This is a genomic window from Saccharopolyspora sp. NPDC049426 (genome assembly GCF_040676935.1).
Taxonomy (GTDB): domain Bacteria; phylum Actinomycetota; class Actinomycetes; order Mycobacteriales; family Pseudonocardiaceae; genus Saccharopolyspora.
Map to the genome: position 1 here is coordinate 70,675 of NZ_JBFAPZ010000020.1, position 25,574 is coordinate 96,248.

General features: G+C 70.7%; 21 protein-coding genes. 11 read left to right on the forward strand and 10 right to left on the reverse strand.

The annotated features are described in order from the left end of the window. Window positions 1-59: 59 nt before the first annotated feature. Window positions 60-485, forward strand: a complete 426-nt coding sequence (locus AB0J78_RS31085; protein WP_363795217.1) for a DUF2269 family protein — start codon at window positions 60-62, stop codon at window positions 483-485. 3 nt (window positions 486-488) lie between these two features. Next, window positions 489-725, forward strand: a complete 237-nt coding sequence (locus tag AB0J78_RS31090; RefSeq protein ID WP_363795219.1) for a DUF3817 domain-containing protein — start codon at window positions 489-491, stop codon at window positions 723-725. Window positions 726-812: 87 nt separating this feature from the next. Here the strand turns inward: AB0J78_RS31090 and AB0J78_RS31095 are convergent, their stop codons facing one another. Both AB0J78_RS31095 and AB0J78_RS31100 read right to left on the reverse strand, forming a co-directional pair. Beyond that, a complete protein-coding gene (locus tag AB0J78_RS31095) occupies window positions 813-1,403 on the reverse strand; it encodes a nitroreductase family protein (RefSeq protein ID WP_363795303.1) in 591 nt (196 codons plus the stop codon). Window positions 1,404-1,512: 109 nt separating this feature from the next. Beyond that, window positions 1,513-2,625, reverse strand: coding sequence for a hypothetical protein (locus tag AB0J78_RS31100; RefSeq protein WP_363795221.1), 1,113 nt, complete (start codon window positions 2,623-2,625; stop codon window positions 1,513-1,515). Between the two features lie 404 nt (window positions 2,626-3,029). Here AB0J78_RS31100 and AB0J78_RS31105 point away from each other — a divergent pair, with 404 nt between their 5' ends. From AB0J78_RS31105 to AB0J78_RS31120, 4 genes are all read left to right on the forward strand, one after another. Then, window positions 3,030-4,295, forward strand: coding sequence for an aspartate kinase (locus AB0J78_RS31105; RefSeq protein WP_363795223.1), 1,266 nt, complete (start codon window positions 3,030-3,032; stop codon window positions 4,293-4,295). Beyond that, window positions 4,295-5,362 carry an aspartate-semialdehyde dehydrogenase gene (locus AB0J78_RS31110; protein WP_363795225.1) on the forward strand — a complete coding sequence of 356 codons (1,068 nt, stop codon included), beginning with the start codon at window positions 4,295-4,297 and terminating at the stop codon, window positions 5,360-5,362. Before AB0J78_RS31105 ends, AB0J78_RS31110 begins: the two co-directional genes overlap by 1 nt. 153 nt (window positions 5,363-5,515) lie before the next feature. Next, entirely contained in the window at window positions 5,516-6,094 is a 579-nt protein-coding gene (locus AB0J78_RS31115; RefSeq protein ID WP_363795227.1) for a Uma2 family endonuclease, read from the forward strand. A gap of 56 nt (window positions 6,095-6,150) precedes the next feature. Then, complete coding sequence (locus tag AB0J78_RS31120; protein WP_363795229.1) at window positions 6,151-7,623, forward strand: gluconokinase; 1,473 nt, start codon at window positions 6,151-6,153, stop codon at window positions 7,621-7,623. A 29-nt stretch (window positions 7,624-7,652) separates the two neighbouring features. On the opposite strand, the gene AB0J78_RS31125 is transcribed toward AB0J78_RS31120, so the two are convergent. The 3 genes from AB0J78_RS31125 to AB0J78_RS31135 form a co-directional block, all read right to left on the reverse strand. Continuing rightward, a complete protein-coding gene (locus tag AB0J78_RS31125; protein WP_363795231.1) occupies window positions 7,653-9,785 on the reverse strand; it encodes a dynamin family protein in 2,133 nt (710 codons plus the stop codon). Further along, on the reverse strand, window positions 9,782-11,593 hold the full coding sequence (locus AB0J78_RS31130; RefSeq protein WP_363795233.1) for a dynamin family protein: 1,812 nt from the start codon (window positions 11,591-11,593) through the stop codon (window positions 9,782-9,784). The genes AB0J78_RS31125 and AB0J78_RS31130 overlap by 4 nt, the downstream gene beginning before the upstream one ends. A gap of 174 nt (window positions 11,594-11,767) precedes the next feature. Next, the gene (locus tag AB0J78_RS31135; RefSeq protein WP_363795235.1) at window positions 11,768-13,603 is read right to left on the reverse strand and encodes an IniB N-terminal domain-containing protein; all 1,836 of its coding nucleotides are present in this window, start codon (window positions 13,601-13,603) and stop codon (window positions 11,768-11,770) included. Between the two features lie 301 nt (window positions 13,604-13,904). Here AB0J78_RS31135 and AB0J78_RS31140 point away from each other — a divergent pair, with 301 nt between their 5' ends. Together AB0J78_RS31140 and AB0J78_RS31145 are read left to right on the forward strand one after the other, a co-directional pair. Then, on the forward strand, window positions 13,905-15,260 hold the full coding sequence (locus tag AB0J78_RS31140; protein WP_363795237.1) for an Hsp70 family protein: 1,356 nt from the start codon (window positions 13,905-13,907) through the stop codon (window positions 15,258-15,260). Between the two features lie 121 nt (window positions 15,261-15,381). Further along, on the forward strand, window positions 15,382-17,841 hold the full coding sequence (locus AB0J78_RS31145) for a LuxR C-terminal-related transcriptional regulator (protein WP_363795239.1): 2,460 nt from the start codon (window positions 15,382-15,384) through the stop codon (window positions 17,839-17,841). 126 nt (window positions 17,842-17,967) lie between these two features. On the opposite strand, the gene AB0J78_RS31150 is transcribed toward AB0J78_RS31145, so the two are convergent. Further along, complete coding sequence (locus AB0J78_RS31150) at window positions 17,968-19,035, reverse strand: alpha/beta hydrolase (RefSeq protein WP_363795241.1); 1,068 nt, start codon at window positions 19,033-19,035, stop codon at window positions 17,968-17,970. Window positions 19,036-19,206: 171 nt separating this feature from the next. Between AB0J78_RS31150 and AB0J78_RS31155 the strand changes: the two genes are divergently transcribed. Next, entirely contained in the window at window positions 19,207-19,764 is a 558-nt protein-coding gene (locus tag AB0J78_RS31155; protein WP_363795243.1) for an NADPH-dependent FMN reductase, read from the forward strand. Window positions 19,765-19,846: 82 nt separating this feature from the next. Continuing rightward, window positions 19,847-20,386, forward strand: coding sequence for a DNA starvation/stationary phase protection protein (locus AB0J78_RS31160; RefSeq protein WP_363795245.1), 540 nt, complete (start codon window positions 19,847-19,849; stop codon window positions 20,384-20,386). 43 nt (window positions 20,387-20,429) lie between these two features. On the opposite strand, the gene AB0J78_RS31165 is transcribed toward AB0J78_RS31160, so the two are convergent. From AB0J78_RS31165 to AB0J78_RS31175, 3 genes are all read right to left on the reverse strand, one after another. After that, complete coding sequence (locus tag AB0J78_RS31165; protein ID WP_363795247.1) at window positions 20,430-21,497, reverse strand: NADH:flavin oxidoreductase/NADH oxidase; 1,068 nt, start codon at window positions 21,495-21,497, stop codon at window positions 20,430-20,432. Between the two features lie 159 nt (window positions 21,498-21,656). After that, the gene (locus AB0J78_RS31170; protein WP_363795249.1) at window positions 21,657-23,492 is read right to left on the reverse strand and encodes a prolyl oligopeptidase family serine peptidase; all 1,836 of its coding nucleotides are present in this window, start codon (window positions 23,490-23,492) and stop codon (window positions 21,657-21,659) included. 46 nt (window positions 23,493-23,538) lie between these two features. Next, on the reverse strand, window positions 23,539-24,075 hold the full coding sequence (locus tag AB0J78_RS31175; protein ID WP_363795251.1) for a CGNR zinc finger domain-containing protein: 537 nt from the start codon (window positions 24,073-24,075) through the stop codon (window positions 23,539-23,541). Between the two features lie 38 nt (window positions 24,076-24,113). Here AB0J78_RS31175 and AB0J78_RS31180 point away from each other — a divergent pair, with 38 nt between their 5' ends. Continuing rightward, complete coding sequence (locus tag AB0J78_RS31180) at window positions 24,114-25,061, forward strand: EamA family transporter (protein ID WP_363795253.1); 948 nt, start codon at window positions 24,114-24,116, stop codon at window positions 25,059-25,061. Here AB0J78_RS31180 and AB0J78_RS31185 read toward each other — a convergent pair whose 3' ends face one another. Next, on the reverse strand, window positions 25,062-25,541 hold the full coding sequence (locus AB0J78_RS31185) for a DUF1203 domain-containing protein (protein ID WP_363795255.1): 480 nt from the start codon (window positions 25,539-25,541) through the stop codon (window positions 25,062-25,064). Window positions 25,542-25,574 lie beyond the last annotated feature (33 nt).

A 25,574-nucleotide genomic window follows, 5' to 3' on the forward strand; every position in this document is an offset into this window, starting at 1 on the left:
GGCAGGGTATATATTGCCTGCCAACCTATTGGTGCGCGATGACCCACGGAGGTCCTGAGATGACCGCGCTGCTGCTGTCCGTGCACGTCCTGGCGGCGATCGTGCTGATCGGTCCGATCGCCGTCGCCGCCTCGCTGTTCCCGCGTCACGCCCGCACCGAACCGGACTCGGGCGTTCCCCGGCTGCTGCACCGGATCTGCCGCGGCTACGCGCTGGCCGGTATCGCCGTCCCGGTGTTCGGCCTGGCCACCGGCCTGCAGATGGGCGTCCTGGGAGACCCGTGGCTGCTGATCTCGATCGTCCTGACGGTGATCGCGGCGGCCCTGCTGGCGCTGGTGATCCTGCCCGCGCAGGCGGCGATGCTCGCCGAACCGGTCGCTGCCGCCGCCAAGCGGCTGACCATGACCACCGGCGTCTTCAACCTGCTGTGGGCGGCCGTGGTCGTGCTCATGATCGTCCGCCCCGGCTCGTCGACGGGAGCCTGAGGCGTGCGCGTCCTCAAGATCGCCGCGGCGGTGGAAGCCCTGACCCTCGTGCTCCTGCTGGGCAACCTCGTCACGGTCCACGTGCCGGAGCTCAGCTCGCTGCTCGGCCCCGTGCACGGCACGGCCTACCTGATCACCATCGCAGCGGCCCTCGCCGCGATCCCCACCCGAGCCCGCTGGTTGTCCCTCATCCCCGGGATCGGCGGTCTCCTAGCCCTCTCCCGTCCCTCGGCCGGGTGAGGAATTCGAATTTCGCGCGAAATTGGAGTCGAATCTTCCGGGCTCGAACTTCGCGCGAAATTCGAATCCCACCTCGAAAACCGCAGGTCAGAAGAGGGGGGTGCCCCACGATTCGGTGAAGACGAGGTCGGTGAGCGGCTTGCGGACTCGGGGGCGGAGCTCCTTCTCCACGAGGCGTTCCGGCATGTCGTCCAGGTTGCCGAGGTCGCCGATCGCGATCGCCACCACGGGCTCGAAGTCGTCCGGGACCGCGAACTCCACGCGGGCCGCGTCGCGGTCGAAACCGGCCATCTGGTGCGCGTGCCAGCCCTCCGCCACGGCCTGCAGGACCAGGTTCTGAGCGGCCAGCGCGAGCCCGTACTCGCCGTAGGGCATCGGTTCGCCGTCGGAGTTGACCGACTGCGCGACGCCGATCGCGAGCGCGGCCGCGTCGCCGGCCCAGCCCTTGTTGCCGCGCGAGAGGGTGCCGTGGATGCGGTCGAACGTCGACTCACCGCGGCGCGCGGCGATGAACCGCGCGGGCTGCGTGTTGCCCCAGGACGGAGCCCACCGGGCGGCCTCGAACAGCGCCGTGAACTGCTCGTCGTCGATCGTCGCCGCCGGGTTCAGCGCGCGCGGGCTCCAGCGCTTCGCCAGCAGCGGGTGCAACGGAACCGAGGTGTCCGCGGTCTTGTCCAGTTCGGTCACCGAAACCTCCCGGCAGCAGAGTTCGTTCCTTGAACCGCGAGGACCAGCCTTGCAGCTTGGCCGCTGAGGTTCCACCACCCGCACCGCCGGGCGGGACGGGTCAGATGGCGTAGTCCCAGGCGGTCAGCGAGTAGGCGCCGAGCCAGGAGCCGAAGAACACCAGCAGCACCGCTGTGGTGACGGCCGTGGCCGGAGTCCTCTTGCTCAGTCCGATCGCGACCGGGATGAGCAGCGGGAACGCGGGCAACATCAACCGCACCTTGGAGTACATCAGGCCGTCCGAGCCCAGGTCCAGCACCAGCACGGCGGCGGCGAACAGGACCAGCGGCCACGGCAGCCGGTGCCAGACGCACAGCGCCAGCAGCACGATCGCCGCCAGCACCACCCAGACCGTGAAGGTCTCGAAGACCGACTTGTCCTCGGTCAGCGCCTCGACCACGAACTGCGCGGTCTTCGCGCCCCCGTCGAACGCCGACGACCAGCCGCGGGCCTGCAGCTCGAAGTAGCCGTTGATCTTGCCGGTCTGCAGCCCCACCCAGCCGATGTAGGCGATCATGCCCAGCGGTGCGAGCAGCACGGCCAGCCACGGCCGCCAGGAGTCCCGGCGCTGGACGATCGCGATCATCGCGGCCAGCCCGATCACCCCGACCAGGGCGGCGGCGGTGGGCCGGATCAGGCCGGCCGCCACGCAGCACAGCCCGGCCAGCGGCCAGTTGCGCTCGATCACGCCGATCAGCGCCCAGATCGACAGCGCGCAGAACAGCGCCTCCGAGTAGGCCATCGACAGCACCACCGACATGGGCGCTGCGGCGAACAGCACCACCAGCAGCAGCCCGACCCGGCGGGTGCCGCCGAGCCGTTCGCCCAGCCGCGCCAGGCCGTAGGCGGCGACGACGCCGCAGACCAGGCTCGCGGTGATCGCCGCGCCGATCGTGCTCACGCCCGGGACCAGCGCGATCGCCATGATCAGCAGCGGGTAACCGGGGAAGAACGCCAGCGGGGTTTCGGGGTACCGGTTCCCGAAGCCGTCGACCATGCTCCCGTTCACGCCGCCGTAGCCGTGGGCGGCGATCTCGGTGTACCACTGCCCGTCCCAGGCGTTGAGGTTGTCCAGCAGGGATTCGTCGTTGACTGCGGAGAGCCAAGCTAGTAAGAGCAGTCCCACCAGCCGAATTGCGAGGTAGACCACAGCCGGGGTCAGCGCGATGCTCATCCGGCGCTGCTGCGGTGTGCCCGGTCGCGTGCCGCCGCTCACTCGCGACGCTTGCTGTTTCCGCTGCGTAGCCGCAGTGTTTCCGGTATCCCCCAGGGGTGGTTCCAGCGCGCCCTGCGTGGTGGACAACCCTACGCTCCGCTCTTGTCGACAATCGCGTCCAACAGGGTAGACGTGACGTTCGTGATTGGGGTTCACCCCCGGTGGTCGGTAGGCTAGTCCGGCAGCGGAGCGACCTGGTAGAAGGCCGTTTCGGTCGTGATCGACCGACGCTGTCTCCCGCCGGTCGCGGGGCGGAGGGCGCATCCCACCGGGGATGTCCCACTGCTCTTCGTCCACCCGGTGTCAGCACGGGGACAACCCGTGCCCGGGACGGCCGCAGCGGTCGAGGAGGTTTGTTTCACGTGGCGCTCGTCGTCCAGAAGTACGGCGGTTCCTCACTCGAGAGTGCTGATCGCATCAAACGGGTCGCCGAACGCATCGTCGAGACCCGCAAAGCGGGCAACGACGTCGTGGTCGTCTGCTCCGCGATGGGTGACACCACTGACGAGCTGCTCGACCTCGCCAAACAGGTCAACCCGGCACCGCCGGAGCGGGAACTCGACATGCTGCTGACCGCGGGGGAGCGGATCTCCAACGCGCTGGTCGCGATGGCCGTCGAGTCGCTCGGCGTGGAAGCCCAGTCGTTCACCGGCTCGCAGGCCGGCATGATCACCACCTCGGCGCACCAGAACGCGCGGATCGTCGACGTCACGCCGGGCCGCGTCCAGGAGGCGCTGGCCGAGGGACAGGTCGCGCTCGTCGCCGGGTTCCAGGGCGTTTCGCAGGACACCAAGGACATCACCACGCTCGGTCGTGGCGGCTCGGACACCACCGCGGTCGCGGTGGCGGCCGCCATGAACGCCGACGTGTGCGAGATCTACACCGACGTGGACGGCGTCTACACGGCCGATCCGCGCATCGTGCCCGACGCGAAGCACCTCGACCACATCACCTACGAGGAGATGCTGGAGATGGCGGCGACCGGCGCGAAGGTGCTGCACCTGCGCGCGGTGGAGTACGCCCGCCGCTACGGCGTGCCGCTGCACGTCCGCTCGTCTTACTCGCCCAAGCCCGGCACGACAGTGTCCGGTTCAGTGGAGGACCTTTCCGTGGAACAGGCGATGATCACCGGCGTCTCGCACGACCGGTCGGAGGCCAAGGTCACCGTGCGCGGTGTGCCGGACAACCCGGGCGTCGCGGGCCGCATCTTCCGCGTGGTCGCCGACGCCGAGATCGACATCGACATGGTGCTGCAGAACGTCTCCGGCATCGCGTCCGCCAAGACCGACATCACCTTCACAGTGGCCCGCAGCAACGGTGCGGTCGCGGTGGCGGAGCTGGAGAAGATCTCCGGTGAGGTCGGTTTCGAGGAGGTCGTCTACGACGACCAGGTCGGCAAGGTCTCGCTGGTCGGCGCGGGCATGCGCTCGCACCCGGGCGTGACGGCCACGTTCTGCGAGGCGCTGTCCAACGCGGGCGTCAACATCGACATCATCAACACCTCGGAGATCCGCATCTCGGTGCTGATCCAGGACACCCAGCTCGACACCGCCGTGCAGGCCCTGCACGCGGCCTTCGAGCTCGGTGGCGACGAGGAAGCGGTCGTGTACGCGGGGAGTGGTCGCTGATGAGTTCCGCGCAGGTGGGTCCCACCTTGGCCATCGTCGGCGCCACCGGTGCCGTCGGCACGGTCATGATCGACATCATCAACAACCGCGACTCGGTGCCGTGGGGTGAGATCCGGCTGATCGCGTCGCAGCGATCGGCGGGCAAGAAGATCACCGTGCGCGGCGAGGACAACACCGTGGTCGCGCTGGCCCCCGAGGCGTTCGACGGCGTGGACATCGCGCTGTTCGACGTGCCGGACGAGATCTCCGCCGAGTGGGCCCCGGTGGCCGCCTCGCGCGGCGCCGTCGCGGTCGACAACTCCGGCGCCTTCCGGATGGACCCCGAGGTGCCGCTGGTGGTGCCCGAGGTCAACCCGGAGAAGGTGCACGAGCGCCCCAAGGGAATCATCGCCAACCCGAACTGCACGACGCTGTCGATGATGGCGGCGCTGGGCGCGCTGCACCGCGAGTTCGGTCTGCGCGAACTGGTCGTCTCCTCCTACCAGGCCGCTTCCGGTGCTGGTCAGGACGGCATCGACCGCCTCTACGCGGAGCTGGAGGCGGTGGCGGGCAAGCAGCTCGGCGTCCGCGCCGGCGACGTCGCCGACGCCCTGGCCGCGGCCGGTCTGTCCGCCGAGACCCCGTTCAAGGCGCCGCTGGCGCTCAACGTGGTCCCGTGGGCGGGTTCCCGCAAGGACGACGGCTGGACCTCCGAGGAGCTCAAGGTCCGCAACGAGTCCCGCAAGATCCTGGGGATCCCGGAGCTGAAGGTCTCCGCGACCTGCGTCCGCGTCCCGGTGCTGACCACGCACTCGCTGGCGGTGCACGCCACCTTCGAGCGCGAGGTGTCGGTGGAGCAGGCGCACAAGCTCTTCTCCGACCAGCCGACGATCGTGCTGGACGACGACCACGACAACGGCGTGTTCCCGACCCCGGCGGCCGTCGTCGGCGGCGACCCGACCCACGTCGGCCGCGTCCGCCAGGCGCTGGACTTCCCGAACACGCTGGACTTCTTCGTCTGCGGTGACAACCTCCGCAAGGGTGCGGCCCTCAACACCTACGAGATCGCCGAAACCCTCGCCAAGTGACCTGATCACCGGCACGACAAGGGCGCCTTCCTCCTGGTTACAGGGGGCGGGCGCCCTTGTTGTTGCTGAGCGGTGGATTCAAGAACCACTCGAACGTGCGTTTGTCCTTCGTGGAGCTTGGACCGCGTGATCGGCGCGGCTATTGGTGGAGGCATGTCCGTGATGACCTGGCCCGACCACCTGCTGACCTTGGTGGAGTTCGACGAACTCCCCGAGGACAACTCGCGGCGCTACGAGCTCCAGGAAGGCGTCCTCCAAGGGACCCCGAAAGCCGCTGGTTTCCACCAGTTCGTTCTCACTCGGCTCTCCGCTGCGCTCGACAGGATCCTGCCGGAAGACTGGGCGGTGATCAGCGAGCCGGAGGTCGTGATCACCCGCACTTACCCGCCCACGGTCCGGGTTCCTGACGTGATCGTGCTGGGATTGGATCGGATCCTGGAACGGCCGACGCGGTTCCACGCGCAGGACGTCGCGCTCGCCGTCGAGGTGCTGTCTCCCGGTTCGCGGCGCGTGGACAACCTGGTCAAACGATCCGAGTACGCCCAGGCGGGGATTCCCTTCTACTGGGTTCTCGACATCGCGGACCAGCCGAGGCTCGCTGCGCATCACCTGGTGGACGGCGTCTACAAGGAGAACTTCAACGGCACCGGTGTGTTCATGACCGGGGAGCCGTTCGACCTGCGGATCGATCTCGATGCGCTGGGCACGCGGATCGTGCCGAAGCGGGAGTGATCCTGGGCACGCCGCCTGGGCCGAGCGGGTGCCATCCGGGCGGATAGGTTCGTGGCATGAGCTCTGTCCCGGTCGTTCTGGGTGTCGATCTCGGCACCACTGCCACCAAGGTCGTCGCCGCAGGCACCGATGCGCGGGTGCTGCACACCACCGAGCGCGGCTATCCGCTGCGCACCGACGAGTCGGGTGAGGCCACCCAGGACGCCGCAGAGGTGCTGCGGGCGGCGATCGAGGCGCTGACCGACTGCGTGGCGTGGGCCCGGGAGCAGGGGCACGAGGTCGCGGGGCTGTCGTTCAGCAGCGCCATGCACACCCTGGTCGGGCTGGACTCCCGAGGTGAACCCGCCACGCGCGCGTTCAACTGGGCCGACACGCGGGCCGCCGACGTCGCCGCGCGGCTGCGCGCTGAGCCGGAGACGTCCTCGGCGCTGCACCGGGCGACCGGAACGCCCGTGCACACCCAGTCGGTCATGGTGAAGCTGGCCTGGCTGACCTCGGGCGGAGCCGACATCGGCGAGGTCGAACGCTGGTGCGCGCTCAAGGATTTCGTGGTCACCGCCTTCACCGGCGAGTTCGTCACCGAGCACTCGCTGAGCTCCGGCAGCGGTCTGCAGGACATGCACTCGCTGACCTGGCACGAGCCCGCGCTGGAGGTCGCGGGCATCCGCGCCGAGCAGCTGCCCGAACTCCGCGAGCCGACCGCCTCGGTCCCGCTTGCGCCGCAGGTCGCCGAGGCCGTCGGACTTCCGGCCGGGTTGCCGGTCGTGCTCGGCGGCGGTGACGGGCCGCTGGCCAACCTCGGTGTGGGCGCGGTGGCCCCCGGCGTGGCGGCGCTGTCGCTGGGCACCAGCGGCGCGCTGCGGGTGACGCGGGACAAGCCGGGCGTGGACGACCGCTGCCGCACCTTCAGCTACGCGATCGCCGACGGCCTGTGGGTGATCGGCGGGGCGGTGAGCAACGGCGGCGTCGCCGGCCAGTGGGCCGCGGAGGCGTTCGGCGTGGACGTCGCCGACCTGCTCGGCGAGGCCGCCCAGGTCCCGGCCGGGGCCGACGGGCTGATGGCCCTGCCGTACCTGCTCGGCGAGCGAGCCCCCTGGTGGGAGCCGGGCCTGACCGGGGCTTTCCTCGGTCTGCGCCGCTCGCACGGTCGCGCCGAGATGACCCGCGCCGTGATCGAGGGCGTCGCCCAGCAGCTCGCCCTGGTCCGCGACGCGGTCACCGAATCCGGCGCCGAGGTCCGCGCGGTGCGCGCCACCGGCGGTGGTTTCCGCAGCCGCATCTGGGCCGAGACCATCGCCTCAGCCCTGAACATGAACCTCGACCTCGCCGAGGGCAGCGGAGGCTCGGGTCTGGGCGCGGTCCTGCTGGCCTGGCGAGCTCTGGGCGAGATCGACTCCCTGGCCCACGCCGCGGAGCTCGTCGCCGTCGAATCCCGGGTCGCCCCGGATCCGGCCGCGGCGGACCTGCTGGCTCGCCGCCGACCCCTCATCGACGAGCTCCACCAAACCCTCCGCGATCTGTCCCTCTGACTTCGGACCTCCGGCCCGGTCTTGCGGGATCAGCCTCGGGAGTGGCGGCCCGAGGGGGTCGGGTCGACGTGGTGGGAGGGCTCGTCGGGGTCCGGTTTGGCGTGGCTGCCGGTGGGCTGGTTGACCGCGGAACGGGTGCGGGACTCGCCCTGCTCCGGCTCGGCGCGGCGCCGGCGGCCCGTGCTGGTGCCCACCTCGCGGAGCGCTCGGCGTCCGGTGGGGTGGTCGTTCTGCTGCAGGAACTGGGTGGCCGGGGTCTTCCCGGGGGTGTCCGTGCTGCGTGCCGACGTCGAGCCCTCGCGCTGGCGGGTGTGGGCGGCGGCCTGCTCCTGGCTGGCTCGCTCCGCTTCGGCTGCCTGGCGGGCCTGCTCCGCCTCCGCGGCCTGGCGGGCCTGCTCGGCTTGGCGGGCCTGCTCGGCTTGGCGGGCCTGCTCGGCTTCAGCGGCTTGGCGGGCGCGCTCGGCTTCGGCGGCCTGACGGGCTCGTTCCGCCTCCGCGGCCTGGCGGGCCTGCTCGGCTTGCCTGGCCTGCTCGGCTTCGGCGGCTTGCCTGGCCTGTTCCGCTTCGGCGGCTTGACGGGCCTGCTCGGCTTCCGCTGCGCGCCTGGCCTGCTCGGCCTCGGCCGCTTGCCGGGCACGCTCGGCCTGCGCCTGGGCGGCGCGGGCTTGTTGCTGGGCTTGGGCCGCCTGCTGCGGGTTCCCCTGGGTCTGGACCTGGTGCAGGATCACGCGTTCCGCGCTGCGCAGGACGGTGCGGACGGCGTCGCGGTGGGCGCGGTCGAGCATCGGGTTGACGGCCTGCTCGCGCCAGCGGGAGAGCGTGGCGGTGGCCTCGTCGGCGACGTCGGCGATCATCGCCGTCTCGTCCAGGCCGAGCCGTGCGTGCGGTGAGTCCCCGGAGGCGCCGAGCAGCCGCTTGGCCTCGGCCTGCAGCGGGCGGGCGAACCGGATCTGCCCGGAGTCCAACGCGGACAGGACGCGCAGCTCGTTCCACTCGTGGGCGTTGGTGAGCACGCGCTCGAACTCGCCGAGCAGCTGCTGCACCCCGGGACGCGGGTTGGCGCGCAGCACCATGTCCACCGCCAGCAGCGCGGATCGCGCCCGCAGCGCGTCCTGGCGTTCCACGAACTGCGAGTGCAGCGTCTCCTGCAAGGTCGTGAGACCGCTGGTCTCCAGCAGTTCCTGCTGCAGCTGCTGGGCCGTGCCGACCCCGCCGCGCAGCAGGTCCAGCGAGCGCGCGATGCCGTAGTGGCCGAAGCGCTCCAGCAGCCGCTGCCGGATCTCCGACGGCACGGCCTCCAGGCCCGCCTTGACGAACCGCTCCGCCGACAGCAGCAGCGTGTCCCGGTCCGTGTCGGAGAGCCGCGCCAGGTAGGCGAGGATCTTGAAGTCGTCCTCGGTCATCGTCGACGACGCCTGCCCGAGCAGGCCGACGACCGGGATGAAGTGCTGGGCGAACGCGCTCAGCGTCGGGTCGGCCCGGTAGCGGTCGGCGATCCGCTCGGCGGCGGCCAGCGCGTCGGCGCCGCCGTCGCCGGTCTCGTCGGCGCGGGAGAACGCGACGATGGTGTTGATCGGGACGCAGCGCGCGGTCTGCAGCTCGTTGACCGACTGCAGGAACTGCAGGTCGGTCTGGCGCGGGTAGCGGGTCAGGTAGAGCACCGCGTCGGACTCGGAGAGGATCTGCGCGAGCGCGGAGCGGCCGGTCTCCTGCACGGCCGCCGAGGCCACACCGGGTGTCTCGATCAGCGTGATGGCCTGCAGGCCCGGTGTCGGGGATTCGATGACCAGCCGGGATACCTCGTCCGGGCGCCAGTGCTGCAGATCGCGGATCGTCGCCGAGTCCAGTGTGGACACCGGAACGTTCTGCACCGCGCCGTGCGGGGTGTGCACCAGGATCTTCGGTTCCGGCCCGTACTGGTAGAAGGTCGTGACCTGGGTGCGCTCCTCGGCGTCGGTGGGCGCCAGGTCGGTTCCGATCAGCGCGTTGATCAGCGTTGACTTGCCCGACTTCACCCGCCCGCTGACCGCGATCCGCAGCGGTTGGTCGAGCCGTTCCAGGCGGTCGCGCAGCCACGTCGACGTGCGCGGATCGTCGCGGTAGAACGTCATCGTCCGCATCAGCAGGCCCTTGGCCCGCTCCAGCAGCGCCTCGGTGCTCATGCGGCGGTGATCCGGTTCTGCGTGAGCTGGGTGACCCGTCGGCGAAGCACGGTGATCTCCTCGAGCTTCTGCTTGATCTCCCGCGCCCGCTGGTCGCGGTCCACCGCGCTGCGCTCGGCGGAGCGCTTGATCGCCTGGATGGACTGGCTGATCTCCATCTGGGCGTCCTCGGTGATCCGGGTAAAGTGCTTGTGCAGCGCCTTGTGGATCGCGCGGATGGTGTCCTTCGAGTCCTTGTTGACCTGGAAGATCACCTGCTCGATGTGCCGCTGCACGTTGCTCTTGGCCTCGGTCTGGCGGCGGCGCAGCCGCATGTCCTTCTCTTCCTTGAGGCTCTTGGAGCCCAGCAGCACACCGGCCGAGATCGACACGACGTTCATCAGCGGCAGCCCGGCCATCGTGGTGATCAGGCCGAACATCAGCACGCCGCCGTAGGAACCGCGCAGACCGGTGAGGACCTTGTCGGAGTTCTTGTAGTCGGCGCCGGTCGGCAGCTTCGGGCCGGGGACCTCGTCGAGCGGGTCCGGCGCCAGCACCGGGTTCAGCTCGGGCGGGCGGCTGAGCTGCTGCGGTGGCATCTGCTCGGCGACCATCTCGGCGAGCCGCTGCTGGCGCTGCTCCAGCCAGCCGAAGGTCTCGCTGATCGCATCGGTGAGCCGGGCCTGCATCCACCGGATGAAGTCGTCCCAGATCATCAGCGGGTCGGCGACCTCGAAGATCTCGTTGACCTCGTGCAGCACCGCCCAGGTGCGTTCCCGGAAGTCGTACTCGATGTCGGTGAACAGCTCGGAGATGCCGTCGTTGAGCGTCTTCTGCCAGTGCTGCGAGATGCGGCGCAGGTCCTCGGCGCGGCGCTGCGCGGTCTCCAGCTCGACCAGCGTTTCGGCGGCGGTGCGCGGGTTCTGCGCGGCGAGCTCGGCGCGCAGCGAGTCGTTGATCTGGGTCAGCGCCTCGGACACGTTGTGCGCCACCAGCCTTCGCGTGAACTGCTCGTGCTGGCCGGCGAGTTCGGTCTGCAGGAACTCCAGCAGCTGCGGGAATCCCGACTCGGCGTTGAGGTTGGTGTTGCGCGACTGCATGGCGCGCATCCGGATGTCGGCCGAGACCGGGAACAGCTTCGCCGAGACGCCCGCGTTGCTCAGGTGCTTCCGGTTGACCTCCAGGACCTTCCGCCAGTGCGGGGTCCGGTCGATCTTGGGCATCACCAGCGCGATGTTCGGGCACAGCGCGGTGGCCTGCTTGAGGAACGCGAGCTCGTTGGTGGTCAGCTCCTGGGTCGAATCGGACACCATCAGCAGTGCGTCGGCTTCGGCGACCACGGAGAGTGTTGTGCTGGTGAGAAAAGATGAGACGCTCCCCACACCCGGGGTGTCCATCAGCGCCAGACCGTTCTGCAGCACCGCTCGGGGGATGCCGATCTCACCGCGGGTCACCGGACGGCCGTTCGCGACGGCGCGCTCCATGTGCTCGCGGACCTGGTCGATCGGGACCGGGGTGCGGTCGAGCGCGATCGGTCCGCGCGCCGGTTCCTGCTCGATGAGCAGCGCGGTCGGTTCGTCGGCGTAGCGCACCAGGGTCGGCACGGTCGTGGTGACGTCGTCGCCTGACGGGCACACGGGAGCGTTCACGATGGCGTTGACCAGCGCGGACTTTCCCTGCTTCGACTCTCCGACGACCAGCACGAGCTGGGTCGGGTCGAGGACTCTGGTTCTGATCTGGCGCAGGCGGCCATGCAGATCGGCGCGCTGCTGCTCGGCGCACTCGGCAGTAGCGCGATCGATCAATTCCACCAACGCCGTCTCGATCACGGCGGCCATTGTGTCGTGCCGTGGCGGTTAGAGAAACCCAATCGGTTGAACTCACATCGTTATCGCGCACTCGCCGTGTTGGTGAGGCACGAGAAATTTCCGAAATGTGAAAGATGCCGGGATCCGCTCAGGGAGCGGATCCCGGCATCTTCACGACTCAGTCGCGGAGAGCGATCAGAGCAGGCCGTCCAGCGGCAGCGCGTCCGTGGCGGTACCGGTCAGGTTCTCCAGCGGCTCGCCGACGATCGGGCCCGCGACCGGCAGGTCGCTCGGGGCCGGCAGGTGCGAGGCCACGTCGCCGACCGGGGCCAGCGGAGCGGCGTCCAGCGGCAGCGCCGAGGTGACGTCCTCGACCGGCAGCGCGTCGGTGGGCAGCGCGGAGGACAGGTCGTCGACCGGCAGCGCGGTGACGTCGCCACCGGCAACGGTGTCGGTCACGGAGCTGGCGAGGTCGCCGGCGACCGGGACGTTGCCAACCGCGTCGGTGACCGTGCCGGTCACGTCGCCGAGGGCCTCCGGGCCGACCGGGACGTTGTTGACCAGGTTGCCGCCAGCGGCACCCCCGGCAACGTCGCCCACGACCGGGACGCTGCTCAGCGCGCCGGTGGCGGTGTCGGCGACCTCGCCGGCGACCGGGACGTTGGAGACGGCGCCGGTGACGTCACCCGAGGTCACGTCGCCGAGGGCGTCGCCCACGACCGGCACGTTCGCGCCGGCGTCGGTCAGCGTGCCGGCCACACCGGTCACGTCGCCCGAGGTCACGTCGGAGACGGCGTCGCCGACGACCGGCACGGAGCCGACGGCGCTGGTGGCGGTGGAGGCGATGTCGCCCACGACCGGGACGCCGGCCACGACGCCCAGCGGGTCGCCGCTCTCGGCGGCGCCGGTGACGGCACCGGCCAGGTCGCCCACGACGGGGACGCCAGCAGCGGCGCCGGCCAGGTCGCCCACGACCGGCAGGCCGGCGGCGGTGTCGCTCAGGTTGCCGGCGATGCCGGTCACGTCGCCCGAGGTGACCGAGCCGACGACGTCGCCGACGACCGGGGCCTCGGAGACGGTGGAGGTCAGGTCACCGGCAACACCGGTCACGTCGCCCGAGGTGACGTTGCCGACGACGTCGCCGACGACCGGGGCCTCGGAGACGGTGGAGGTCAGGTCACCGGCAACACCGGTCACGTCGCCCGAGGCGACCGAGCCGACGACGTCGCCCACGACCGGGGCGTCGCCCGCGACCTGGGTGACGTTGGAGGCCACGTCGCCCACGACCGGGGCGTTGGTGACCACGTCGGTGACGTCGCCCGTGGCCACGTTGCCGACCACGTTGGTGACGTCGCCGTGCACCAGCGAACCGGCGGCCGACGCGACGTTCAGCGAGCTGTCGAACATGTGGGTCGCGGTGCTGGTGACCGAACCGACGGTGGAGGACAGGTCGAGGTTGTCACCGATGTTGACGGCGTTGCCCGACAGGATCTGGTTGCCCGAGAGCACGTCGTGCACGTTGACGACGTTGTGCGAGTCGACGTCGGTGTGCTCGATGTCAACGTTGGTCTCGCCGCTCGGCGCGGGGGCCGGGGCGGGCATCTGAGCGTCGACGTCGCCGCCGGGGCCGAAGTCGTCAGAGGGGGTGTTCTGCAGCATGCTGAGTTCTTCCTGCTCGTGTGGATGTGCGGGATGCAGTTCGCTGATCGCGACATGCTGGTTGCTCGCGGCGAACTTCTCGACGCTGCTCGAAAGCGAGCGGTCGTACGCGTTGACCACCTCGACCGGCGCGTAGTCGAGGACCAGCGACGTGGCTTGCAGCACGTCTGTCGCGCTCATTTCCCCGAGTCCGACCTGATCCAGCGTGGCTTGCGGATCAGCGTCGAAGGCCGACCGTGCGGCCGGATCGCTGACGAGGCGCGTGAGGAACTCGTGCAGCGTCGGTTCCGCGGACAGGCCGGAGTTGGAGTGCGTCCCGGGGTCGGAGATGGGGGACTCGGCCTGACCAAAGGCGTGCTGAGGGTTCGCCATCGTCGGACCTCCCGATGCTCAGCGGTACTCGGCTAGGTGGACCGAGTGAGGTCGTGCCGTTCCCTCACTCCTGTGTTGATCACAGTAGGGACGGGGCTCCCCCCCAGCCATCGGGTACGACTCCTAGTTATCGAGATCTCTATTAGGGGATCGGTTAGGTAGGCCGTTGGGGGGTAACTAGGGGAGTCCTGACCCGCTCCGTAATCGAATGCCGCTAAATTGTGGGCACCCCGGCCGCGCGCAAGACCCTCGATCGGGGAACCTGACAGGAACACGCGAGCCGGTGACACGAAGGGATTGCATGCCTTACGTCCTGGGCGTTCACCTGGGCGCGACGGTGACGACCGCCGCCACGGCCAGGCGCGACGGTGGCCGCTGGACGGCGACCGTTCCCGTGCCCTTGGCGACCAGCGGCCCTGTGGTGCCGACGGTGCTGTGCAAGGTCCAGGACGGATCTTTCGTGGCCGGGGAGGCCGCTGCCCGCCAGGAGATCAGCCACCACGAGTGGGTCGCCCGCGGTTTCACCAGCAGGCTCGGCGACGACCTGCCGCTGGTGGTCGGCAGCGAGTTCGTCCCGGCGCAGCGCTTGGTCGCCGCGATGATCGAGTGGGTCTCCGACGCGGTCACCCAGCGGCAGGGCCACCCGCCCGAGCACATCGCTGTGGCCCACAGCTCCAGCTGGGGCCCGCACCGGGTGCACCTGGTGCAGCAGGCCCTGGCCCAGCTCGGGATCACCGAGGTCACCTTGATCCCCGAGCCGATCGCCGTCGCCCTCGACTACGCGAGCAAGCAGCGGGTGGACGAACAGCATCCGCTCGTGGTCGCCAACGTCGGCGGCAGCGGCTTCGACGCCACCGTGCTGCGCCGCCGCCACCCCACCTTCGAGGTCGTCGGCTCGCCGCTGAGCACCGACCACCCTTCCGGCCAGGACCTCGACGACGCGCTGTTCGAGCTGGTCGGCGAGCAGTTCCCGGCGCAGATCGGCGAGCTCGACCCCTCCGACGTCAACCACCGGGCGGCGCTGGCCAAGCTGCGCGGCGAGTGCGTGCGGGCCAAGGAGGCGCTGTCGCACCAGGCCGGTGTGTCGATGTGGGTCGACCTGCCGGGCGTGCGCACCGAGTTCGGCATCTCCCGAGCCCGCTACGAGCAGCTGGCGCGCCCGCACCTGGAGCGGGTGCCGGAGCTGATCTCGCAGGCCGTGCAGTCGGCGTCGTTGCGCCCCGACGACGTCGAGACGGTGGTGCTGGCGGGCGGGACCGCGCGCACCCCGATGCTCAAGGAGCTGGTCGCCGAGCGGTTGCAGACCCCGCCGCTGGTCGACGTGGCCCCGGAGCTCACCGCGGCCGGCGGAGCCGCGCTGGCCGCGCAGCAGGTCCTGTCCACCGACACCGACCGGAGTTCGGTCGCCGAGACGAGCGTGCTGATGCGCATCGAGGGCTTCGACGCCGACGACGACGTCGACGACGAGCCCGAACCCGTCGAACGCCCGCCGATCGACGTCGAGCCGATGCCGATCGAGCCCCCCGACGAAGCGCGGGCGAAGCGCATGAAGATCATCAAGCTCGTGATCGCGGCACTGCTGATCGCCGTGGGCGTCGTGATCACCTTCATGACCAAGGACCACTCCATCACCGGTGTGATGGATCTCGTCAAGTAGCTCCGTGATCGCTATTTCGTTAACGGAACGGCATACCGCGCAACTGAATCGACCCCCACCACCGTCAGCCAACTGATCAGGACCGCAGGACCCAGGTGACCGGACGACAAGGAAGGCAGGCGTGAATCACCCGACGACATCCCGCGCCGCCCTGGTCCCGGACGGGCACGCGGCCGGATTGCGGTCGGCCATCGAGGCCTCCCCGGGCTCGCCGATCGTGGCCGGAATCCAGGGCGCAGGTGGGTTCGGCAAGACCACGCTGCTCGACGCCATCGCCGCCACCTACCGCGAGGCCGACGTGCCGGTGCTCGGCGTCCGGGACCTCGACCGCGCCGAGCACGGCGCGCTGCTCGTCGACGACGCGCACCGGCTCGACGACGAAATGCTGCTGCGGCTCAGCGAGATCGCCCGCCGGCCGGGGATCCGGCTGCTGGTCGCCTACCGGCCGGGTCCGCGCAGCGCGGCGCTGGGTGAGCTGATCGCCGAGCTCGGTGCTCCCGTGCTGCTCGCGACCCTCGGGCTGGACGAGATCGCCGAGCGGACCGCGGGCAGCGCGCTGGACTGGGTCGGTTGGGTGCAGACGCAGACTGGCGGTGTCCCGCGCTACGTCTCCCGGCTGCTGGCCGAGGCCGTGCCCGGACGCGTCGAGCTGCCCGCCCGCGCGCTCGACCACTTCCAGCACGACCTGGACCAGCTCGGCGAGGTCGGCTGGGGGTGCGCGACGGCGATGGCCGTCGGCGCCACCCCGCACCCCGACCTGCTCGCCGTCGTGGTCGGCACCGACAGCTCGACGGTCGGTGCCGTGGTGTCGGCCATGCGCTCCGGCGCGATGCTCGGCTCCGAGGACGTGCTGCTGCCGATCGTGCGCGCCGCGGTCCTGAGGTTGACGTCGTGGGAACTCCGGCTGCGCATCACGCGAAAACTGGTGGAACTCCAGCTCTCCCGGGGCGGCCCGGTGCTGCCGCTGGTCGCGCCGCTGCTGGAGGCGCCGATGGCGCTGCTGCCGGAAGCGACGCTGGCCACGGGCTTCGAGCGCGCCGGCGAGGAGGCCGTGCAGGTCGCCCCGCACCTGGCCGGGCGGATGCTCGCCGCCGCGGTGTCGGCCGGTGTGCCCGCGGGCTCGGTGGTCGCGCGCCAGGCTCGGGCGGCTGCCGTGGCCGGGAACCTCGACGAGGCGCTGCGGCTGGCCGACCGGGTGATCGTCGACGAGAACGCGCCGGACCGGGAACTGGGCGTCCAGGTCGCGGCAGGTGTGCTGGCGCACCGCGGGCTGCTGGAGCGCTCGGCGGAGCTGTGCCGCTGGTCCGCGGCGAAGCTGCGCTGGCCGGGGGACAGGGCGTTCGCGGCCGTCGGTCTGATCGGCGCGGGCCGGCTGACCGATGCCGAAGAGCTGCTCAAGACCGGCGACGACGCGGGACCGCCGACCTCGATGACCGGTGCGGCAGCCCAGATGGCCGCCGGCGTGCGCGAATCCGTCGTCGGATCGGCCACGACCGCGCTGTCCACGCTGGTGCGCGCGGCCTCGCTGTCCGAACCGCTGGGACGCGGTGTGTTCGTGCCCGACACCCCGGCGGCGGTGGCCGCGCTGGTCGCGCTGCACTGCGGTGAGCTCGACGTCGCGCAGTCCACGCTGGACCGCGCGGTGGAGACCGGAGCTGGAGGTGCCCTGCTGCACAACCGGCACCGGCTGCTCGCGGCCTGGCTGCCGCTGGTCAAGGGCGACACCGTCACCGCGCGCGCGAAGCTCCCCGAAGCGAGCGAGATGGCGGCCCGCGACCGTCTGATGGCCACCGCGATCGAGGCCGGGATCGCCAGCCGGGACAACGACATGACCGCCCTGGCCACCGCTCGCGCGCAGGCCAGGCAGGTCGCCGCGGAGCACTCGGTGGACCTGTTCTCGCTGCTGCCGCTGGGCGAGCTGGTGGTGGCCGCGGCCCGGTTGCGCGACCAGGAGTGGATCACCCCGTACCTGAACGAGGCCGAAGCGCTGCTGGAGCGGCTCGGCAACCCTCCGCTGTGGACGTCGATGCTGCTGTGGAAGCGGTTGCAGGCGGCCATCGTCCTGGAGGAGAACGACTCCGCGAGCCGCTTCGCCGACCAGCTCGACGCTCTCGCGCACCACAACGCGCTGGCCGCCGCGATGGCCGAGGCCGCCCGGATGTGGCTGCGGGTCCTCGGTGGCGAGGTCGATCAGGACGAGGTCGAACGCATCGCCCGCGGCCTGCACGGCGCGGGTCTGGCCTGGGACGGCGCCCGTCTCGCCGGGCAGGCCGCCATCCGCACGCACGACCGCCGCGCCATGCTCGCGCTCCTGGAGTGCGCCCGCGCCCTGCAGGGCAAGCCGCCGCGCCCCCGGGCGGTGAACGCCGGCGGCGCCGACTCGGAACTGCTCTCCGAGCGGGAGAAGGAAGTGGCCGAACTGGTGGTCGCGGGCCTGACCTACAAGCAGGTCGGCAAGCGCCTGTTCATCTCGGCCAAGACGGTCGAGCACCACATCAGCCGGATCAAGCAGCGGCTGGGCTCGGCGAACCGCGAAGAACTCCTCACCCGCCTCCGAGAGCTCCTCGCCGACCCCGAGTGACCCGGGGGCCCGGCGGGTGGAGCGTTCACCTGGGGCGGTTCTGGTCCGAACTGACCGGACACATCAGACGTCGATCATGGACGGTTCGGACCAAAACCGCCTCCCGGCGAGGAGGCTTTCCCCAGATCAGACCTTGTGCAGGTCCAGCGCCGCTCGGACCGTGCCGACGATCTCGAAGAGCGCTTCCTCGAAGCGGTTACCCACCGGGCGGATGTTGGCGAACCCGTGGATGAGGTCCGGGAAGCGCCGCGCCACCACCGGCACACCGGCGTCGGACAGCGCCTTGGCGTACGCCTCGCCCTCATCGCGCAGCGGGTCGAACCCCGAGGTCACGACGTAGGCCGTGGGCAGCTCGGTGAGGTCGTCGGCCAGCAGGACCGACAGCCTCGGGTCGCCGCGCTCGGACTCGACGGGCGAGTACTGGTCCATGAACCAGGTCATGTCGTGGTCGGTGAGCAGGAATCCGTTGCCGAACAGCTCCCGCGAGCGGCGCCGCCGGGTCGCGTCCACAGCCGGGTAGAGCAGCACCTGCAGCACCGGCTTCTGCTCACCCGATCGGGTCGTCTGGAGCGAGACCGCGGCGGCGAGGTTGCCGCCCGCCGAGTCGCCGCCGACGGCGATCGCGTCGCTGGAGGAGCCGAGGTCCGCGGCGTTGTTCACGGCGTAGTGGTAGGCCGCCAGCGCGTCGTCCAGCGCGGCGGGGAACGGGTACTCCGGGGCCAGCCGGTAGTCCACCGACAGCACCCGGATCCCGGTGTGCCTGGCGAGGAATCGGCACAGATCGTCGTGGCTGTCGAGGTCGCCGATGACCCAGCCGCCGCCGTGGTAGTAGACCAGCAGCGGACCCGTTTCGGTGAGGTCCTGGGGCCGGTAGAGCCGCGCGGGCAGGTCGCCGTTGTCGGTCGGGATGGTCCGTTCGGCGACGACCACGCCGCCCAGCGGAGCCGCTGAGGTGATCTTCGTCGCGTGCGCCATGCCGGCGCGGGCCTTCTCCGCCGTCGAGGCGGCCAGCCCGGTCTGGCCGGTCAGCCTCTGCAGCTTGAGCAGCAGCTGCGCGTCGAGCGCGAGTTCCTGTCCGTCGATCCGGATCGGCGGCCCCGCGATGAGGCGGCGAATGGTCTGGGGCAGTGCGAAAACGGCGCGCATCGCGGCGCCTTCGAGCGTCGGTTGCAGCGCTTCGATGACGTTGGGCATGGGCGTGACCTTCCCGCGAAGGTGATGGACGGCTAGTAGGTTACCCGCAAGTAGCCAAATTATCGGCGTCAGCTCGCCGATCTTGACCTCCAGCGGACTGGAGGTTCTAGCGTGACCTGCAGAGGCACATCGGGGGCGACAGTTCCCAGGTTCGGGTGAAAGGATCGGCACATGACGGTGACCGTGGTGGGGATCGGTGGCTCGGTCCGCCCCGACTCGCAGTCCGAGCGCGTGCTGCACACCGCGCTCGAGGGCGCCAGGGAGTCGGGGGCGAAGGTCCGGGCGATCACCGGTGCCGACCTGGCCCTGCCGTTCTACGACCCGCACGTGACCGACCGCTCCCCGCTGGCCACCGAACTGGTCGAAGCGCTGCGCGGCGCCGACGGAGTGCTGATCTCCTCGCCCGGCTACCACGGAACGGTGTCCGGCCTGGTCAAGAACGCCCTCGACTACGTCGAGGACCTCCGCGGCGACTCCCGCCCCTACTTCGACGGACGAGCCGTCGGCTGCATCGGCGTCGCCTACGGCTGGCAGGCCACCGTCACCACGCTGCAGGCGCTGCGCTCGGTCGTGCACGCGTTGCGCGGCTGGCCGACCCCGCTCGGCGGGGCGGTGAACTCGGCCGAGACCCGCTTCGGCCCTGGCGGCGCGTGCGACGACGAGAAGGTCGGCGCCACGTTGCGCACCATCGGGCGACAAGTGGTGGAGTTCGCCGAGCAGCGGGTGTAATCGCCCGAAGTGCGCGGGTACCTCCTGGGCAGCACCCTGATTCCGGTCTGCACGTTCTCGTCGAGGAGGTTGTGCGAAACCCATGGCTCAGAAGAGTGCATCCAAGGCCGCTCCGAAGAAGAGCGCGCCGAAGAAGAGCTCCGCGAAGAACGCGGCGCCGATCACCAGTCCGCTCAGCAACTCCGACCGCGACATCACCGGTCGGGTGCTGCAGGACACGCTGCTGGACCTGATCGACCTGCACCTGGTCGCCAAGCAGGCTCACTGGAACGTCGTCGGCAAGTTCTTCCGCGACGTGCACCTCCAGCTCGACGAGCTGGTCAACTCGGCGCGGGGTTTCGCCGACGACGTCGCCGAGCGCGCGGTGACCATCGGCATCTCGCCGGACGGTCGCGCCTCGACCGTTGCCAAGGGCTCCGGACTGCCGGACTTCCCCGCCGACTGGCGCACCGACGGGCAGGTGATCGAGGCGATCGTGGACACCCTGGGCGAGGTCGTGGCGCGCTTGCGCAAGCGCATCGACGAAACCGACAAGACCGACCTGGTCAGCCAGGACCTGCTGATCGCCATCTCCAGCGACCTGGAGAAGTCGCACTGGATGTGGCAGGCCCAGCTCGCCTGAACGAGCGGGTGGGGAAGTTCGGCCGAGCTTCCCCACCCGTTGCTCAGCGGGCTCGCTCGTACTGGACGGGCCAGATGTTGTCCGCGCGCAGCCGGTCCGCCGCGTGCAGCGGCCAGTGCGGGTCGCGCAGCAGCTCGCGGGCGAGCAGCACCGCGTCGGCCGAACCCGAGGCGACGATCTCCTCCGCCTGCTCCGGAGCGGTGATCAGGCCGACCGAGGCGGTCGAGACCTCGGCGTCCAGCTTGATCTGCCGGGCGAACGGGACCTGGTAGCCGGAGCGCACCGGGATCTTCGCGTCCGGGATCGCACCGCCGGTCGAGGCGTCGATCAGGTCGACCCCGCGCTCGGCGAGCAGCTTGGACAGGCGCACCGAGTCGTCGCCGGTCCAGCCGCCCTCGGTCCAGTCGGTCGCGGACAGGCGGGTGAACAGGGGCTTGCCCTCCGGCCACGCGGCGCGCACCGCTTCGGTGATCTCCAGCAGCACCCGGACCCGGTTCTCGAAGTCGCCACCGTAGGCGTCGGTGCGGTCGTTGACCAGCGGCGAATAGAACTGGTGCGCCAGGTAGCCGTGCGCGAAGTGCAGCTCGACGACGTCGAAGTCGGCCTCGTCGGCGCGACGCGCGGCCGCGGCGAACTTCTCGGGCAGCTCGGCGACCTCCTCCGCGGTCAGGGCTCGCGGAGCGGCCAGGTCACCGAAGGCGTTGCCGGTGGAGCTGACCGTCTGCCAGCCACCCTCCGACTCGTCGACGGTGGCGCCTCCGGCCCACGGCTGGCCGGTGGACGCCTTGCGGCCCGCGTGCGCGAGCTGGATGCCGGTGGCGGCGCCCTGCGCGTGCACGAAGTCGTTGATCCGGCGCCACGCCGCGACCTGCTCGTCGTTGTAGATGCCGGTGTCGTTCGGGGTGATGCGGCCTTCCGGCACGACGCCCGAGGCCTCGGCGATGACGAGACCGGCGCCGCCGATGGCGAACTGGCCCAGGTGGACCAGGTGCCAGTCGTTGGGAACGCCGTCGGTCGCCGAGTACTGGCACATGGGCGAGACCCAGGCGCGGTTGCGGACGGTCAGATCACGCAGCTTGATCGGTTCAAACAGATGGCTCACACCGAGCATGACGACCGCGCGGAACGAGATATTCCGCCCCGGCCAGGGGCCTTCCTCACAACCCCGCAAGGCACCGCGCCTCCAGGCAGGGGCTGTCGAATTTCGCGCGAAATTCGAGTCCTAACTCTGGCACTCGAACTTCGCGCGAAATTCGAACGGGCGCGGCCCTCAGGCGAGGCCGACCGCCCGCTGGGCGAAGTGGACCTCGGTCGCGACCTGGCGCAACGTCTCGGCGACGACCAGCGAGCCGTGGCCGGCGTCGTAGCGGTAGAACTCGAACGGGATCTCCCGCTCGCCCAGTCGGTCCAGGTAGTTGAGGATCTGCTGGATCGGGCAGCGCGGGTCGTTGTCCCCGGCCAGCACCAGGACCGGGGCGCGGACCTGGTCGATGTAGGTGATCGGCGAGGCCGTCTCGTAGACCTCCGGGATCTCCTCCGGGGAACCGCCGAACAGGGCGCGGTCGTAGGCGCGCAGCGGCTCCATCTCGTCGGCGAACGCCGAGACGTAGTCGGCCACCGGAACGCCGGCGACACCGCCCGCCCAGCGCTCCGGTTGCGTGCCCAGGGCGAGCAGCGTCAGGTAGCCGCCCCACGAGGCGCCCGCGACGACGCTCAGGGCCGGGGTGGTCAGCCCGGACTTGATCGCCCAGTCGTGCACCAGCGCCACGTCTTCGAGCTCGGTCGTGCCCGGCCTGCCCTCGATGGCGTCCCGCCAGGCCGAGCCGTAGCCGGTGGAACCCCGGTAGTTGATCTCCACGACGGCGAACCCGGCGTCCAGCCAGGCCGCGCGGTAGGCGGAGAACCGGTCCTCGTCGGCCGCGTGCGGGCCGCCGTGCAGGCTGAACACCGTCGGGATCGGGCCGTCCTCCGCGCCCTCGGGTCGTGCGACCAGCGCGTGCACCGCGTCGTTCGGGCCGTGGGGGACCTCGACGAACACGTCGGTCACGGGTGCCGTGCCCGGCGGCCGCTCGCCGGGCGGGGTCAGCAGCACCCGGTCGTCGCCGGTGGCCGACACCGTGCGCACCAGCGACGGGGTCGCCGCCGAGGACCACACGTACTCCACGGCGTGGTCCGGCCGGACCGAAGCGCCCGCGACGGTGCCGGGGGGAGTGGCGAGCTCGGTGAGCTCACCGGAGTCCAGGTCGTAGCGGTGCATGGTGGTGCGCGCGTGCTGGGTGTGCGCGATCAGCAGCGCCTCGCCGTCGGGGTACCAGTCGGCGGAGACCTCGCCGGGCAGGCCCAGTTCGATCTCGGTCTCGGTGTCGGTGACGACGTCCCAGATCAGCAGCTCTTCCTTGCCGCGGCGCTCGTGCAGCACCAGCAGCCTCGGGTCGCCGGTGACCGGCGCGAACTCCAGCGCGTCCAGCGACTTGCCGGGTCCGTCCCACTTCTCGGCGACCTCGGATCCGTCGGTGCGCAGCACCCGCAGCGCGGGGTGCCGGGAGTCGCCGTGCTCGGAGTGCGAGATGACGAGCATGGTCTCGTCCCAGGACATCGCCGACAGCCCGCCGTCCTGCTCGTGCTCGTAGAGCACCTCGGGCGCTCCGCCGTCGCGCACCACCCACACGGTGACGCCGTCGTCGGTGGACATGCCGAGCCCGGTCACCGAGCTGCCCAGCTCCAGCCCGGCCGGGTAGCCGGGGTGGGTTCCGGGAACGGCGGGCTCGGGGTCACCGGCCTCGAACGGCTGGACCTTCCAGCTGCCGAACTCGTCGCCGTCGGTGTCGTCGAACCACCAGATGTCGCCGCCGTCGACCGACAGCGTCCCGTGGAAAGTCCCTTGTGGACGATCGGTGACCTGCCGGTGCTCGTCGGAGTCGCGATCCCAGGCGTAGATCTCCCAGGTGCCGCTGAAGTTTGACACGTACAGGCTGCGCTGCGGCGCGTCCCGGGCCCAGTCGGGCAGGGACACGCGCGGGGCGGTGAACCGCGTCCGCCACCTGGTCTCGCGTTCCGGGTCGTCGAACAGCGCGCTGGGGATCTTCGCCTCGGGATAGGTGCTCACGTCCCCGATACTGCCCGATCGGCTCGCCGGGTGCGTGCACCCGGTCTCAGCGGTTCTTGCTGCGGGCCCGGTAGGCGGCGACGGCGTTGCGGTTGGCGCAGGCGGTGGTGCAGAAGCGGCGGGAGCGGTTGCGGGTGAGGTCGATGACCACGCCCTGGCAGTTCTCGTCGGCGCACAGCGACAGCCGGGACATCTCGTCGAGCCGCACGACGTCGACCATCGCCATCGCGACCTCCACGATCACCCGGCGGGCCAGCGGGGCGTCGGTGTCGATCGCGTGCAGGTGCCAGTCCTCGCCGCCGTGCCGCACGAGCTGGGGGAGCGCCCCGGCTTCGGCGAGCATGGCGTTGACCAGCTCCGCCGCCCGGTCGCGGTCGGTGGTGAGCAGGTCGCGCAGGACGGGTCGCAGCGCGCGGAGCTCGTTGAGCTCGGCCTCGTCGCGGTCGTGGCGCCCGGTGTAGCGGTGCTCGGCGAACCAGGCGTCGACGGCCTGCACGGTGGTCAGCGAGTCGGGGTCCTCCGCGCTGTTGACCAGTGCGACCGCAGCCTGCAGCGCCGCTTCCGTGTCATGGCCAAAAATCATGTTGACATATTACACCCTCGTCCATAGCGTCATTTGCCATGACACGGTTAGCAGATGACAGCGCTGGTGTGCGCGCTACTTCGAGGCTCGGCAGCGGGCTGCTGCTCGCACTGCTCTCGGCGGCCTCGTTCGGCATGGCGGGTGCGTTGGCGCGCGGTCTGCTCGAAGCCGGTTGGAGCCCGGGCGCGGTGGTGCTGGTGCGGCTGAGCGTCGGCGCGCTGGCGCTGGCCCCGTTCGCGCTGATCGCGCTGCGCGGCAGGTGGTGGCTGCTGCGCGCGCAGCTCCGCCCGGTTCTGATCTACGGCGCGCTCGGCATGGCGGGCACCCAGTTCTGCTACTTCTCCGCGGTGAGCACGATGGACGTGGCTCCCGCGCTGCTCATCGAGTTCACGGCACCGGTGGCGATCGTGGGCTGGTTGTGGGTGCGACGAGGGCAGCGGCCGCGACCGCTGACGGTCCTGGGGGCGTGCTCGGCCATCGCCGGACTCGTGTTCGCGCTGGACCTGTCCTCGGGCGCGGACATCGCGTGGACGGGCGCGGCGTGGGCGTTCGCGGCGATGATCGGCAACGCCGCGTACTTCCTGATCTCGGGCGAGACCGACGGCGCCCTCCCGCCGATCACCCTCGCGGGCGCGGGCCTGGCCCTCTCCGCGGTCATCCTGGGGGTGCTGGGTGCGATCGGAATCCTGCCCATGCACGCGAATTTCGACCCGGCCGTCTACGCGATCGGCGAAACCCCCTGGTGGGCACCGCTCGTGGCGCTCGGTGTGATCGCCGCCGCCATCGCCTACGCGACGGGCACGGCGGCGACGCGACGTCTCGGGTCCCGCCTGGCCTCCTTCGTCGCCCTCATCGAGGTCCTCGCCAGCGCCCTGTTCGCCTGGCTGCTCCTCGACCAGCAGCCGGGCCCGGCGGTGATCGTCGGCGGCCTGCTGATCATCACCGGAGTCGTCCTCGTCCGCCTCGGAGACCGGGACGTGGCCTGATCACCGCCGCACCTCGAAGAGGAAGCACCCGAACTCCACCGCGCGGACGTGCACGAGCGCCACGGCCGGATCCATCAGCAGGTCGGAAGCCGTCTGCTCGGAGAGCCCGGTGTTGCCGTCCAGCAGGCAACCGCCCAGGATCCGGCCCTCGGCGCAGTAGGCGCGCAGCACCCGCCGCGACCCCCGGATCTCCTCCGGCCAGCCGGGATCGTCCGGCCCGGCGCAGGTGTCCGCGTGGATGAACACCGGCCCGACCTCGTCGTAAGCCCCTGGCGCGGCCCCGCTCTCGGCGGCCCACCGCCGCAGCGGCGCGTAGCTCACCAGGGCCACCCGCTCGCCGGCGCGCACCCGCCGCAGGCAGCACCGCAGCGGTGCCCCTCCGGCCTCATCGACGAACGGCTCGATCCCGCGTCCCGCGTCGTCGACGGTTCGCAGCTCCGCCAGAACTCCCTCTGCGATCGGCAGCACTCGAAGGTCCATGCCTCGATCGTCGTCGCCGGAGGCACCCGGATC

What these genes read in the sequence shown, in the direction of transcription:
- AB0J78_RS31085 (WP_363795217.1), top strand. Translation starts at nt 60, where the DNA reads ATGACCGCGCTGCTGCTGTCCGTGCACGTCCTGGCGGCGATCGTGCTG.
- AB0J78_RS31100 (WP_363795221.1), bottom strand. Translation starts at nt 2,625, where the DNA reads ATGAGCATCGCGCTGACCCCGGCTGTGGTCTACCTCGCAATTCGGCTG.
- AB0J78_RS31110 (WP_363795225.1), top strand. Translation starts at nt 4,295, where the DNA reads ATGAGTTCCGCGCAGGTGGGTCCCACCTTGGCCATCGTCGGCGCCACC.
- AB0J78_RS31115 (WP_363795227.1), top strand. Translation starts at nt 5,516, where the DNA reads ATGTCCGTGATGACCTGGCCCGACCACCTGCTGACCTTGGTGGAGTTC.
- AB0J78_RS31120 (WP_363795229.1), top strand. Translation starts at nt 6,151, where the DNA reads ATGAGCTCTGTCCCGGTCGTTCTGGGTGTCGATCTCGGCACCACTGCC.
- AB0J78_RS31125 (WP_363795231.1), bottom strand. Translation starts at nt 9,785, where the DNA reads ATGAGCACCGAGGCGCTGCTGGAGCGGGCCAAGGGCCTGCTGATGCGG.
- AB0J78_RS31135 (WP_363795235.1), bottom strand. Translation starts at nt 13,603, where the DNA reads ATGGCGAACCCTCAGCACGCCTTTGGTCAGGCCGAGTCCCCCATCTCC.
- AB0J78_RS31140 (WP_363795237.1), top strand. Translation starts at nt 13,905, where the DNA reads ATGCCTTACGTCCTGGGCGTTCACCTGGGCGCGACGGTGACGACCGCC.
- AB0J78_RS31150 (WP_363795241.1), bottom strand. Translation starts at nt 19,035, where the DNA reads ATGCCCAACGTCATCGAAGCGCTGCAACCGACGCTCGAAGGCGCCGCG.
- AB0J78_RS31155 (WP_363795243.1), top strand. Translation starts at nt 19,207, where the DNA reads ATGACGGTGACCGTGGTGGGGATCGGTGGCTCGGTCCGCCCCGACTCG.
- AB0J78_RS31160 (WP_363795245.1), top strand. Translation starts at nt 19,847, where the DNA reads ATGGCTCAGAAGAGTGCATCCAAGGCCGCTCCGAAGAAGAGCGCGCCG.
- AB0J78_RS31165 (WP_363795247.1), bottom strand. Translation starts at nt 21,497, where the DNA reads ATGCTCGGTGTGAGCCATCTGTTTGAACCGATCAAGCTGCGTGATCTG.
- AB0J78_RS31175 (WP_363795251.1), bottom strand. Translation starts at nt 24,075, where the DNA reads ATGATTTTTGGCCATGACACGGAAGCGGCGCTGCAGGCTGCGGTCGCA.
- AB0J78_RS31180 (WP_363795253.1), top strand. Translation starts at nt 24,114, where the DNA reads ATGACACGGTTAGCAGATGACAGCGCTGGTGTGCGCGCTACTTCGAGG.
- AB0J78_RS31185 (WP_363795255.1), bottom strand. Translation starts at nt 25,541, where the DNA reads ATGGACCTTCGAGTGCTGCCGATCGCAGAGGGAGTTCTGGCGGAGCTG.